The 13,630-nt window shown below is 29.7% G+C and carries 13 protein-coding genes; 10 read left to right on the forward strand and 3 right to left on the reverse strand.

Annotated elements, in window-relative coordinates:
- Nucleotides 1-3 precede the first annotated feature (3 nt).
- The 8 genes from PB7211_RS03625 (at nucleotide 4) to PB7211_RS03660 (ending at nucleotide 7,935) form a co-directional block, all read left to right on the forward strand.
- Nucleotides 4-1,038 (forward strand): LLM class flavin-dependent oxidoreductase, encoded by a 1,035-nt coding sequence (locus tag PB7211_RS03625; RefSeq protein ID WP_008545569.1) that lies wholly within the window; start codon nucleotides 4-6, stop codon nucleotides 1,036-1,038.
- A 6-nt stretch (nucleotides 1,039-1,044) separates the two neighbouring features.
- The gene (locus PB7211_RS03630; protein ID WP_008545587.1) at nucleotides 1,045-1,818 is read left to right on the forward strand and encodes an alpha/beta fold hydrolase; all 774 of its coding nucleotides are present in this window, start codon (nucleotides 1,045-1,047) and stop codon (nucleotides 1,816-1,818) included.
- Between the two features lie 150 nt (nucleotides 1,819-1,968).
- A complete protein-coding gene (locus PB7211_RS03635) occupies nucleotides 1,969-2,637 on the forward strand; it encodes an alternative oxidase (protein WP_008544640.1) in 669 nt (222 codons plus the stop codon).
- 122 nt (nucleotides 2,638-2,759) lie between these two features.
- A complete protein-coding gene (locus PB7211_RS03640; RefSeq protein ID WP_008545035.1) occupies nucleotides 2,760-3,722 on the forward strand; it encodes an ABC transporter substrate-binding protein in 963 nt (320 codons plus the stop codon).
- A gap of 69 nt (nucleotides 3,723-3,791) precedes the next feature.
- The gene (locus PB7211_RS03645; RefSeq protein WP_008546129.1) at nucleotides 3,792-4,853 is read left to right on the forward strand and encodes a quaternary amine ABC transporter ATP-binding protein; all 1,062 of its coding nucleotides are present in this window, start codon (nucleotides 3,792-3,794) and stop codon (nucleotides 4,851-4,853) included.
- Nucleotides 4,843-6,348 (forward strand): ABC transporter permease, encoded by a 1,506-nt coding sequence (locus tag PB7211_RS03650; RefSeq protein WP_034398971.1) that lies wholly within the window; start codon nucleotides 4,843-4,845, stop codon nucleotides 6,346-6,348. Before PB7211_RS03645 ends, PB7211_RS03650 begins: the two co-directional genes overlap by 11 nt.
- Nucleotides 6,349-6,357: 9 nt before the next feature.
- Nucleotides 6,358-6,972: a LysE/ArgO family amino acid transporter gene (locus PB7211_RS03655; RefSeq protein WP_008545699.1), complete on the forward strand. Its 615-nt coding sequence runs from the start codon at nucleotides 6,358-6,360 to the stop codon at nucleotides 6,970-6,972.
- A 120-nt stretch (nucleotides 6,973-7,092) separates the two neighbouring features.
- Nucleotides 7,093-7,935, forward strand: coding sequence for a sulfotransferase domain-containing protein (locus PB7211_RS03660; protein ID WP_008545462.1), 843 nt, complete (start codon nucleotides 7,093-7,095; stop codon nucleotides 7,933-7,935).
- 52 nt (nucleotides 7,936-7,987) lie between these two features.
- On the opposite strand, the gene hisD is transcribed toward PB7211_RS03660, so the two are convergent.
- On the reverse strand, nucleotides 7,988-9,274 hold the full coding sequence (hisD, locus tag PB7211_RS03665) for a histidinol dehydrogenase (RefSeq protein WP_008545297.1): 1,287 nt from the start codon (nucleotides 9,272-9,274) through the stop codon (nucleotides 7,988-7,990).
- A 164-nt stretch (nucleotides 9,275-9,438) separates the two neighbouring features.
- Nucleotides 9,439-10,350: a bifunctional enoyl-CoA hydratase/phosphate acetyltransferase gene (locus PB7211_RS03670; RefSeq protein ID WP_008544713.1), complete on the reverse strand. Its 912-nt coding sequence runs from the start codon at nucleotides 10,348-10,350 to the stop codon at nucleotides 9,439-9,441.
- 73 nt (nucleotides 10,351-10,423) lie between these two features.
- Between PB7211_RS03670 and PB7211_RS03675 the strand changes: the two genes are divergently transcribed.
- Together PB7211_RS03675 and PB7211_RS03680 are read left to right on the forward strand one after the other, a co-directional pair.
- Nucleotides 10,424-11,563, forward strand: coding sequence for an epoxide hydrolase family protein (locus PB7211_RS03675; RefSeq protein ID WP_008544122.1), 1,140 nt, complete (start codon nucleotides 10,424-10,426; stop codon nucleotides 11,561-11,563).
- A gap of 23 nt (nucleotides 11,564-11,586) precedes the next feature.
- On the forward strand, nucleotides 11,587-12,432 hold the full coding sequence (locus tag PB7211_RS03680; RefSeq protein ID WP_008544719.1) for a bile acid:sodium symporter family protein: 846 nt from the start codon (nucleotides 11,587-11,589) through the stop codon (nucleotides 12,430-12,432).
- Here the strand turns inward: PB7211_RS03680 and PB7211_RS03685 are convergent.
- On the reverse strand, nucleotides 12,425-13,390 hold the full coding sequence (locus tag PB7211_RS03685; RefSeq protein ID WP_034399227.1) for a hypothetical protein: 966 nt from the start codon (nucleotides 13,388-13,390) through the stop codon (nucleotides 12,425-12,427). The two genes, PB7211_RS03680 and PB7211_RS03685, sit on opposite strands and share 8 nt — an antisense overlap.
- Nucleotides 13,391-13,630: the final 240 nt, after the last annotated feature.

The following is a 13,630-nucleotide window of genomic DNA, read 5'->3' on the forward strand; positions in this document are numbered from 1 at the left end:
TTAATGGACTTTAACCATTTTTTAACAAGTTATATGCCAAATCCCAATGTTGGATCAAAAGTACATTTTCAAAATATGATTGAACAATCTATTTTGGCAGAAAAGCTTGGTTATAAAAAAGTATCTATACCAGAACATCATTTAATAAACTTACTAATGATGCCATCACCATTACAAATGGCAGTAAAAATAGCTTCATTAACAAAAAATATTTCAATTTCAACTAGTGTAGCAGTTTTACCTTTGCATGATATGAGAACATATGCTGGTGAAGTTGCAACAGCAGATATTTTAACTGACGGAAGATTAATCTTAGGTGTTGCAAGAGGAGCATTTCCATGGGAAATGAAAAGATTAGGTACACCCATTGAGCATTCAAAAGAAAAGTTTACCGAATCTTTAGAAGTTCTTCAAAAGCTACTTAGCGAGGAAGAAGTTTCTTTTAGTGGCAAATATTATAATTTTGAAGCTTTAACAATTATGCCGAGACCAATTACACAACCTATCCCAATTATGATAGCCGCAATGGATCCTAAAAGTATTAAAAATGCAGCATTGAGAGGGTTTCATGTTCAATCAACGGTGCTTTCTGGAACAAGAGAACTTTTGATGGAAAGGGTTAATGCATTTAGAGATGGATGTGAAGAATTAGGTGAAAAAGGAAAATTACTAAAACTTTCTATGCAAAGAATGATGTTTGTTGCAAAAGATGAAAAAGATGCAGAGATAAAAAATAAGCTTGCTTATGAATACTATAAACGTTTTGATAATATGTTTACAGGACCCGGAAAAGTTAAAAATGGAAACATAATTCCATTACCTAGAAAACAAAGTTTTGAAGAAATGAAAGATAATTTGCTTATTTGTCCTATAAATGAATTGATTGATAAATTAAGTATCTATGCAGAGGCTGGAGTAGACGAATTTATAATAAGCTCAAGTTTTGGACAAGAACAAAATGAAACTATAGAGTCAATGCATAAAATTAGCGAAGAGATAATTCCATATTTTAAAAATTCAAAAAATCAAGTTGCCTAAAATCTAATGTCAGAAGTAGTAGATTGTGATTATTCAATTCAAGGCTCTGGACCAGCTTTATTTTTGTCTCACGGGATAGGAGCAGCAAAGAATGCCTGGCGTTTTCTTTTACCAGAATTGTCAAAACATTTTACAGTAGTTACTTATGATCTTAGAGGCCATGGAAAATCTCCAGTTACAAATAAAAATTTTACTTTAGATGATTTAGTTTTAGATTTAGAGAAGATAAGAGAAAAAACAAAAATTGATAAAGCCCATTTTGCCGGTCATTCATTAGGAGGAATGATAGCTCCCGCATACTCAATAAAATTTCCAAATAGAGTTTTGTCAGTTGGATTACTTTCAACTGTAGCAGGTCGATCTGATGTTGATAAAAACAACGTATTAAAAATAATTAGCGAAATGGAAACAACAAGTGTTGAACAAACATTGCAAAAACTTACTACTCGTTGGTTTACAGATGAGTTTATCGAAGAAAATCCAGATTTAGTCAAAATAAGATTAAAACAAGTTATTGATACAGATCCTGAGGTTTTTTTAAATGTTTTTAAAATCTATGCAAATACAGAAATGATTACTTGGTTAAAGAATATATCTAAACCATGTTTGTTAATGACTGGTGAAAATGATTTAGGTTGCAGCCCTGATCATAACAAAAGAATGGCAAATGAGATTTTGAATTCAAAATTAGTCATTCTTCCCAAATACAAACATTCATTTCTCATTGAAGCTCCAAAAGAAGTTGCAAAAAATTTAATTAAATTTATTAAAAGTATCTAAGATTTCTTATTATTTTTGTAATTCAGATTTAAAATAATATTTTTGATGAGAATTATTCATTTTTGTAGTTAAAAAATTACATAAAACTTAGTTTATTTGAGGTCATAATATCACATAGATTATTTAAAATTAGTATCCAATTATAGAATTATGTCTGATTTAGAAAAACACTATAAACCTCAGAATAAATCTGATCGTATAGCTTTAGCTTTTACAAAATTTTTGCGCTATATAGCTGACACTTTTTTTAAAAAAAAGTATGGTCATAGAGCAGTAGTATTAGAAACTGTAGCAGCTGTTCCTGGCATGGTAGCTGGTATGCTTACACACTTAAGATCTTTAAGAAAAATGGAAGATGACAGAGGTTGGATAAAAATTCTTTTAGAAGAAGCTGAGAATGAAAGAATGCATCTAATGACATTTATTCAAGTTGCTAAACCGACATCTTTAGAGAGATTTATAATTATAATAGCACAATTTTTATTTATAATTATGTATTCAATAATTTATTTAGTATCGCAAAGAACAGCGCACAGAATAGTAGGTTATTTTGAAGAAGAAGCAGTTTTTAGTTATACAGAATATTTAAAAGAATTAGAATCTGGAAGAATAGATGATCAGCCTGCGCCTAAAATTGCAATCGATTATTGGAATTTACCACTTCACTCAACATTAAAAGATGTTGTTAGAGTAGTAAGAGATGATGAGGCTGGACATAGAGATGTGAACCATAGTTTTGCAAGAATATTAAATGAAAAATTATTAAAAAAAAAACAATCTTCTAATAAAAAAGAAGATAGAACTTTTGGCTTAAAATAAAAATTAAATCTCATCAGATTAATACTAATAACATTAGTTAACACAGAAAATTAATACTCATTTTCTTTGACTCATCCTCGCTAATTTAGTTTAATTAAACCTAAATAAACAAAGGGGTAATAATGAAAATAATTAAAACTACACTTGTAGCTGGATTAATTTCAATTTTTGCTACTTTCTCGTCTTTTGCTGAGAAAGTTAAAATTGGAGATCCAGGTTGGACAGGTGCTACAGCTATTGCAAACTTATTAGCAGCAGTTGTCACAGATAAAATGGGTGGAGAAGCAGAACTTGTTCCTGGTAACAACACTGCAATTTATGGTGCAATAGATAGAAGCAAAGGTGAAATTGAAGTTCATCCAGATATCTGGTTGCCAAATCAACAAGCTTATACAAATGATTTAGTTCCAAAAGGAACTTTAAAATTAAGCAGCAAACCTTATGAAGGAAATCAAGGTTATTGTGTTTCACAACAATTTGCGAAAAAAATGAATATTACTGCAATCGAAGATTTAGGAAGACCTGAAGTTGTTAAAGCTATGGATAGTGATGGCAATGGTAAAGGTGAGTTCTGGATTGGTGCAGATGGTTGGGCTTCAGCTAATGTTAACCAAGTTAAATTAAGAGACTATGGTTTATATGATGCAGGCATTGAACCAATCAGAGCAGCAGAAGCAGTTAAGAATGCAAGAGTACTTGACTCAATTAAAAAAGGTGAAGGGTATGCATTTTATTGTTACAAACCACATGCAATTTGGGGAATGGCAGATGTAGTTATGTTGGAAGAGCCAAAGTTTGATCCAGCAAAATACAAAATGGTACAACCTAAAGAAGATGCTGACTGGTATAACAAGTCTTATGTAGCTTCGAAAGATGCACTTAAAAAAATTCAAATTGGTTGGGGTACTTCTTTAGAAAGTAAATCACCAGCTATTGTTGAATTCTTTAAGAACTTTCAATTAACAGCAGACGATGTATCAGCTATGGCTTACGCAATTTCAGTTGAGAAAAAACAACCAGCTGATGTAGCAAGAGCATGGATGGATGCAAATAAATCAACTGTTGATGGTTGGTTAGGACTTTAGTCTAAAACAAATCATTTATACTCGGCAATTAAATATTGCCGAGTATATTTTCTTAAAATAAAAGATAAAATGGATCCATCAAGTTCAGCTATAAAGATTGAAAATGTTTGGAAAGTGTTTGGTAACACTTCAAATGAAGCGTTAGATGCAATTCAAAATCATAAAATTTCAAAAACAGAAGCTTTAGAAAAATATAATTCAGTAATTGGGGTGTCAGATGTATCTTTTGACGTAAAACAAGGAGAAATTTTTTGCGTGATGGGTCTTTCAGGTAGTGGTAAATCTACTTTAGTTAGACATATTAATAGGCTTTTAGAGCCAACGTCTGGAAAAATTTTAATTAATGATCAAGATGTAATGACTCTTGATAGAGAAAGTTTGCAAGAATTAAGGAATAAAAAAATAGGGATGGTTTTTCAAAACTTTGCCTTAATGCCCCATAGATCAGTAGTTGATAATATTGCAATGCCTCTTGAAATTAGAGGAGTAAGTAAAAATGATAGATTGGATGCTGCAAATAAAATCTTAGATACTGTTGAGCTTCAAGGTTGGGGAAATAAATTTGCCCATGAGCTATCTGGTGGAATGCAACAAAGAGTAGGACTTGCAAGAGCTTTGGCTGCAGACCCTGAATTCTTATTAATGGACGAACCTTTTAGTGCACTAGATCCACTAATTAGAAGACAACTTCAATCAGAGTTTATTAAACTTTCGAAACAAATGAAAAAAACAACTGTTTTTATTACTCATGATTTAGATGAAGCAGTAAGAGTAGGTCATCGAATTGCAATTATGAGAGATGGAAAAGTAATTCAAGTTGGAACACCTGAAGAAATTGTAGTTAGTCCAGCTGATGATTATGTTGCTGATTTTGTAAAAGGAATTTCTAGATTAAAAGTAGTTCAAGCAAAATCAATCATGCAATCAATCGAAAAGTTTGAAAAAAATAATGGAAAACTATCTGAGGATTTAGAAGTAGTTAGAGAAGATGATTTATTAAGTAAATTAATTGAAACTTCGGCCTCAAAAGACAAGCCAGTAGTTGTTCATAATTCTCAAAATCAAAAAGTTGGTGTTATTTCACAAGCAGACCTTTTAAAAGCAGTTATTGAAGGAGGGGATGGTGAGTAAAGATGTTAACAACCCATCTAGATCAGAATTAATAACTGATTTTGTAAAAACGAACCCAAATTATTATATTGATCAATTTCAGAAAATAGGAAGCAAACCCACATTTTCTTTTTCATTTAACTTGTATGCTGCAATTCTTGGACCTATTTGGTTTGGGATGAGAAATATCTGGAATTGGGCATTAACTTTTTTAATTATTGAAACTTTTTCAGTTGTACAAATTATACGAGGTTTGTTTGGTAATATTACAGCTGATGCTATTCAAAAAATTGAACAAGTACAGTCTACTATTGCTTTTAGAAATAAACAATTAGAAGCAGCGATAACTAATAATCCAGACAAGGTTGATGTTTATAAGAGAAATATAAAGTCACTAGAAGATGCTATGCAAGGCTATATTGATGAAGTTAGTAGAATTGAAGCTTCTGCTATTTGGATTACTATTTTTGGAATTATTTTATTAATTTCTATTAAAATAGTTCAAGGCATTCTTGCTAACTCAACATTAGAAAAAAGATATTCTGAATGGTTGTCAGACAAATCAATAAGTCCTGGTATGCAAACAAAAAATTATATTTTAAGCACAACTTTCACTTCAGTAATTATGTTTTTTTCAGTAGTTCACTATAGTTTTCCAGGTTTAATTGTAATCATGAATGAATTCCCAACACATCCAGATATCAGATTAACATCTATTGCCTGGGTAGAAACTATATTTAATTATGCTGTCCTAAAAGGTGATGCTTTGTTTACAGCAATTACAATTGGTATTAGATCTGTTTTAGATTTTTTAGAACTATTGTTTGTTAAAACCCCATGGATAGTAATTATAACTGCGATTGTAACTTTAACTGGTTTATCAGCAGGACCAAGAGCTGCCATATATTCGGCTGGGTTTTTATGTTATATGGGCTTTTTAGGCTTTTGGGTAAAAGCTATGACTACGCTTGCCTTACTGGGTACGGCTGCGATTTTAAGTATCGCAATTGGAATCCCACTTGGAATTTTTTGCGCAAGACGTCAAAGATTTTATTCAATGATAAGACCGATAATGGATTTTATGCAAACAATGCCAGCCTTTGTGTTTATGATCCCTGTTATTGCATTTTTTGGAACAGGAAAAGTTGCAGCAGTAATAATTACAATGATATTTGGTGGAACTCCAGTTGTCAGATTAACAGTGCTTGGATTAAGAGGAGTTCCAGAAACAATCAGGGAAGCTGCGATAGCTTACGGTGCAACTAAATGGTATCTACTTAGAAAGGTAGATTTACCTTTAGCAACACCTTCAATATTAGCAGGTGTAAACCAAACAGTAATGTTAAGTTTAGCCATGGTTGTTGTTGCATCTTTAATTGGTGCCAAAGGTTTAGGTCAAGACGTTTTGGAGGCATTACAATATGCAAATGTAGGTCAAGGTATTCTTGCAGGTGTTGCCATTTTATTTGTGGCATTAATTTTAGATAGGGTTGTTCAAGGTAAGAAAAGAGTTTAATAGAAATTAATGGAATATCTATTATTAGGTTTTTTTACTGGCTTAAGTCTTATTTTAGCAATAGGTGCTCAGAATATTTTTGTAATTGAACAGGGATTAAAAAAACAACATATATTTCTAGTTTGTTTAATATGTTCAGTTTCTGATTTAATATTGATTTTTGCAGGAGTTTTTTTATTCCATTTTTTTAGTCAATATTTTAATTCAATAATTGAACTAATCTTTAACATAGCTTTGATTGTTTTTTTAATTCATTTTATTTATTCAAAAATAAGATCCCACAATAAAACAATTAATTTCAATAAAGATTTTACAAATATTTCAGCACTTAATATTTCCTTTAAAACTCTTGCTTTTACTTACCTTAATCCACACGTTTATTCAGATACTGTTTTCTTTTTAGGAAATTTTTCTAAAAATTTTTTACTGAATCAAAAAATAACATTTGGTATTGGAGCTGCAGTTGCTTCATTTATTTTTTTTTATATAATTGGATATCTTTCTAAATATTTATCAAAGTATGCTCAAAATCAAAAAGTATGGAAAGTAATTAATATTTTTATAATTCTTTTTATGAGTCATTTATGTTTTTTTGTCGCAATAAATTTTTTTACTGATAAATAAGATTTTCAAAACCTAATATGGGTTTTTATATTTACTCTAAATTTGCATACCTGTTTTGAAAGATGCATAATTGTTTAGGGTTCAGTTGTCTATATACAGATCTTAGTAAAAATTTATTTAATGATTATTTGGTTGGCATCATATCCAAAAAGTGGAAATACATGGGTTAGATCTTTCTTGTCTGCATACTATTATAGTAATAATGGAATTTTTAACCCTAACTTATTAAAAAAAATCAAACAATATCCTAGTTCAGTTTTTTTTGATAAAAAAATAGATGAACCTAATGAAGCTCATAAATACTGGTTAGAAACTCAGGATAAAATTTTATCCAAAAAAGAAATTACAATTTTAAAAACACATAATAGTCTAACTTCAATTAACTCTATTCCATTTACAAAACCAAAATACACTATTGGTGTTGTTTATATTTTAAGAGATCCTAGAAATATTCTTACTTCTTTAAAAAATCATTATGATTTAGATTATGATGAGGCAATAAAGTTTATGTTGAATGAAAAAAAATTTATTTATGATGACAGAACACCAGATAATATTGATTATTCAACTTTTCAATTTTTAGGTTCTTGGTCAAATCACTATAAATCTTGGATAAATACAAATTTGTTTAGAAGAATGATTATAAAATATGAAGATTTAATTAAAAATCCATATGAAACTTTTAGAGATTTATCTGTCTTTATAAATACTCTTGCTAAATTAAATGACCCAATTAATTCACAAAAACTAAATAATGCTATTGAAAGTACAAAATTTGATAATTTAAGAGAAATTGAAAAAAATAATTTATTTACAGAAAATGTTTTTTCAAAAGATAAAAAAAAAATTCCTTTTTTTAATTTTGGACCTGAAAATAAATGGGCACAAAAAATTCCATTAAAATTACAAAAAGATATAAATATTTATTTTGAAAATGATCTTAAAGAATTAGATTATTTCTAATAATTTTCAGTTTAATAGTCATGCTTTAATGATTACTAAATATTGATTCTATTTAATTAGAAAAACCATATTTTCTAAGCCTAACATCACCAGTCCTAGCATGTGCTTCCATTCCTTCGTATCTAGAAATTCTTGCACAAGCAGCACCTACAGTTTTTGTAGACTCCTTCGTCATTCTTTGAAAACTTAATGTTTTAATAAATTTTCCAACAAATAATCCACCTGTATATCTACCTGCTCCTTTTGTCGGCAGAATATGATTAGTTCCAGAACATTTATCTCCATAAGCAACTGTAGTTTCTTCACCAATAAATAATGATCCATAGTTTTTTAATCTTTTATGAAACCACCTTAAGTTTTCAGTTTGAACCTCTAAATGCTCAGGTGCGTATTCATCACTAATTGCAGCCATTTCTTCATCGGTATCACAAAGAATGACCTCACCATAATCTCTCCAAGCAGCTTCCGCACTCGTTCTTGGAAGTTCAGGCAAATCAGCTATTAGTTCAGGAACTCTTTTCATTACTTTATCAGCAACTCTCTTACTAGTAGTGTATAACCAAGCAGGTGAATTATAACCATGCTCTGCTTGACCAACGAGATCTACAGCAACCATTTCAGCATCTGCTTTATCATCTGCTATTACAGCGATTTCTGTAGGACCTGCAAATAAATCAATTCCAACTTTTCCAAATAAAATTCTTTTAGCTTCAGCAACAAATTGATTTCCTGGACCAACCAAAATATCTGCAGGAGGATTATTAAACAATCCATTAGTCATTGCTGCAATACCAGGAACACCACCTAAATTTAAAATAACATCTGCACCACATAAATCAGCAGTGTAGATAATCGCTGGATGTGCACCAACTCCTTCCTTAGGAGGACTACAAGCTATTACGTTTTTAACACCAGCAACTTTTGCAGTTGTTACACTCATTACAGCTGAAGCAATATGTGCGTATCTACCGCCAGGTATATAACAACCTGCTGTATTAACTGGGATTAGTTTTTGGCCAGCAAAAAGTCCAGGTGAAAGTTCAACCTCAAAATCTTGACCATAATTTTTTAATTGTGCTTCTGCAAATGTTCTTACTCTATCGTATGAAAATTGAATATCATCCTTAGTCTTTTGATCTAAACTTTTTTTAATTTCTTCAATTTTTTCTTTGGAAACAATAATTTCACCATCATATTTATCAAATTTTTTTGTAAGATCTATACAAGCTTGTTCTTTATTATTTTCAATATCTTTTAATAAACCTTTTACTATTTCTGCAGTTTTTGTGTCATCTGTTGAAGATGTTTTTGGTGATTTTTTTAAATATTGTATTGCCATTAATTAATCCTTTATTTTGTGATGTTCTTAATAAAGCATAAAATGTTTTAATTCAATAATTTAAAAATAATATCTATAAAATAAATTTACACTAACAATACATAACACTGTGACTAAAAAATATAAGCTAATATGATCGAAAGGTTTTATTATTTAATTTAGAATTAATCTAAAGCAACTACAGCTGCAGCAATTGATGCTAATCTTGCTTGTGCTTCATCAGATCTACTTGTAATTACAACAGGAACTTTTCCACCAACAACAACACCAGCTGCACAAGCTCCCATAAAGTAAATCATCATTTTAACCAATGCATTACCAGTTTCAACACTTGGAACTAAAAGTACGTCAGCTTCTCCCGCAACAATATTTTTAATTCCTTTTATTCCAGCAGATTTTTTTGAAATACTATTGTCAAAAGCAAGTGGCCCAAAGACATCAGCTTCTAAATTATCTTCTTTGGCTAATCTAGTTAATTCCGCTGCATCTAACGAACTCGGAACGCTATCTAAAACTTCCTCTGTTGCAGATAATACTGCTATTTTTGGCCTTGATATTCCTATTCTATTAGAAAAGTTTATTACATTTCTAAGAATATGCATTTTGGTTTTAATATTAGGTAAAACATTAAGAGCGCCATCAGTGATAATTAAAGGTTTGTCATCTTTTTCAATCGTCATATGCCAAATATGACTTAATCTAGTTTTACCTAACAGATCATATTCTCTTTTAAGAACCTCTTTCATTAAAACGTCAGTATGGATGTGACCTTTAACAATTATTTTAATTTTACCTTCACTAGCAAGTTTTGCAGCTATTTTTGCAGTATTGTTTTCAACAGGTTCATCAATTATTTCATATTGAGAAATGTCCCATTGTAAATCATCCGCACACTTTAAAATTTCTTTTTTATCTCCAATAAAAATTGGTTCAATTAAATTTTCATTGACTGCATCTTGTACTGAAAGCATAGGCAATGGTTTTCCAGCATTAACAACTGCAACTTTGACACCTTTTTTTTTGTGAGCAACATCTAAAAGGTTGTTAGGACAGATAATTTCTTTATTTGAAAGCATGAACAATGATTATAAATAATATTTAAAATGTATATAGTAGTTTTTGTAATTATTGATAATAAAATAACTAAAAATGATTAAAGAATTTAGAATTAATGTATCAGACGAACAAATTTCTAACATAAATTATAAAGTTAAGAATTACCCATGGCAATCTATTGAAGATATGGAAGGATGGATGCATGGAACTAATAAAACATATTTGAAAGAAATTTGTGAATATTGGGTTTCAAAATTTGATTGGAAAAAACATGAAGAATTGATCAATAGTTTTTCTAATTTTAAAACAAATGTAGAAGGTGTTGATATTCATTTTATTAAAGAAGAAGGAAGTGGAAAAAATCCTAAACCATTACTTTTAATGCATGGGTGGCCTGGATCAATTGTTGAATTTTTAGAAATAATTAAACCATTAGCCCATCCTGAAGAATTTGGAGGTAATATTGAAGATGCCTTTACAGTTATAGCACCTTCGTTACCTGGATTTGGTTTTTCTAACGCTCCTAAAAATCCAATGGGTCCAAGAAAAATTGCAAACATTATGAATAAATTGATGAGTGAAAATTTAAATTATAAACAATATTTTGCGCAAGGAGGAGATTGGGGTGCCACTATAGCTAATTGGTTAGGATACGATCATCATAAAAACTGTATTGCTATGCATATCAATTGTTTGACGATGAGACATCCTGATGGTCCAGAAACAAATGAGGAGAAACAATGGTTAAGCGATTTTGATAATGATCAAATCATTCAAGATGGATATAGAACTCAACAAGCAACCAAACCACAAACATTAAGTTATGCGATGGTTGATAGCCCCGTAGGAATTGCTGCATGGATTATTGAAAAGATGCATGGATGGTCAGACATAAAAAACAATGATATTGAGAGCGCTCATTCAAAAGATACATTGTTAGCAAATATTATGGTTTATGTTTTAACTAATACTTTCAATACAGCTGCTTGGATTTACTTTGGAAGAAGAGAAGAGGGTGGACGTTATTTTCCAAATGATTTTAAAAAGATTAATATTCCAACTGGTATAGCAATGTTCCCAAAAGAAATGTCAGCTTGGCCACCCAAATCTTACATTGAAAAAATTTTTAACGTGAAACAAATAAGTAAAATGGATGAAGGTGGTCATTTTCCTGCATTAGAAAAACCTAGACTTTTAATTGAAGATATTAGAAAGTTCTTCAAGAATTTATAATACAAATTCAAGGGTAAGTAGATATGGAGATAGTAACAAAGATTGCGCCAATTGTATTGGCGATAATTATGCTAGGGTTAGGTCTTGGATTATCGATTAAAGATTTTACAAGAATTTTAAGAAACCCTGGAGATTTTTTTGTTGGTTTTATTTCTCAATTGGTAATTTTGCCAATTATTGCTCTATTAGTAGCATTAATATTAAATTTATCTGCACCATTAGCAGTTGGCTTGATGATTATCGCCGCTGCACCAGGGGGAGTTACTTCAAACGTATTAACAAAATTTGCTGATGGAGATGTTGCTCTTTCTATTTCTTTAACATCTATTGTAAGCTTAATTAGTATTATATCTGTTCCACTAGTTGTTATTAATTCAGCTAATTTTTTAGGAGTTGAAATTGCAAAAGATATTTCAATGACTGGTATAGCTTTAAAGATGGCATTAGTAGTTACTGTACCAGTAATTCTTGGCATGGTTATAAGAGGTTTTGCTGAAAACTTTATTTCATCTAAAATTAGTATAATTAATAAATTAACTGGTTGGTTATTTATAGTTGTCTTTGCTGCAATTTGGATTGAAGAAAAAAATAATATTTGGACTTATCTTGCGGAAGCAGGTTTGGCAGTATTGATTTTAAATGTGACAATGATGGTATTAGCATATTTTATTGCAAAAAAATTTGTTTCTGGAATACCACAACAAAAATGTATTGCTCTAGAGTGTGGTTTACAAAATGGAACTTTAGCAGTGTTTGTAGCAACATTGATTTTTGATGATATTGCATATGTTATCCCTACAGGAGCGTATGCTCTTTTAATGTATATTACAGGTTTTATATTTATTTATATACTAAGAAAATCTAATTAACATTTATAACTTTAATTTGATTAAATACTCTAAAAATAAAATTACTTAAGCTTAACATGTTTTGATCTTGTAGCTTTCGACTTCTACTCAAGGCTAGTCCTTGAATGTTAACCGAAATAAGTTTTTTTTCATTAATATGAAGAAACCTATTATTGATTAAAAATTTTAATTTTCTAACAACAGTTGGTCTTGGTATTCCAGTTATTTCTGCAATTGACATAGCATTCATTCCTCTTTCGTCTGAACCCTGAATAAATTTTTGATAAGCTCGTAGGTTTAAATCTTTAATCCTGAAGCTATCATTATGTGATGCATTTAACATAACTAAAATCCCAATAGAAAAAGTTTCCAAATCACGTACTTCATTTCTCCATCGATTTGTAAAAATAAATAAAAATTTATAAAATTGATACCAGCAAAAAGAAAAGTTTTTTTTAATTGAAATAGAGATTTCATTTGGTTCAATAACTTTTTCCCCTACTTTTATTTTTTTTAGTAATTTACTAAATTCATGAAGTAAAATTGTTAAATCTTTTAATGTGTTTATTGCTTGAGCAGAATAAAAAGCAGATCTGTTAACAAAAATCTTTTTTCCTGTTTTTTTAATTACATTTTTTTTTTCTAATTCTAGAACTTTTCTCCTAACACTTTCTTTCGGTATTTTTAGGTCTTTTGAGATATCAGTAATATTAATTTTCTCAATTTCTATTGTTTTTTCCTTATAAAAAGTATCATAATCAATTATTAATCCATTTCTTCTAAAGAATATTAAGTCTTTATTAATTAAATAAATAACAATAATAAATTTATCAATATCTTGATAAGATTTATAAGATCGAATTAGCCAATTACTAATAAACGTGTAGTAGTATGGAGCAAGTTTGCTAAAATTTTTTGCAATAGTTTTAAAAATTATTTTTTCATCAATTTGAGATGATATACTTGGTATAGACTTCATAAAACCCATTCTGGACAATATAAAAACTACTGTCAACCCATTTTGGACATTAGACTTATTTTAATATTTAAATTCTATGATTTATTACGGTCATGAGTACTGAAAGCTTTAATAGAACATCTGATAATGTTCAGACCCCAAGTATAAAATTAGATGTTCTAAAGCAAAAAAAAGAAACTCAAAAATCAAAAAAAGTGTGTTTCAATAAACTTAATCACAAATTGCACATTTCTCAAAAAA

The sequence above is a fragment of the Candidatus Pelagibacter sp. HTCC7211 genome (genome assembly GCF_000155895.1).
In the GTDB taxonomy this organism is placed as follows: Bacteria; Pseudomonadota; Alphaproteobacteria; order Pelagibacterales; family Pelagibacteraceae; genus Pelagibacter.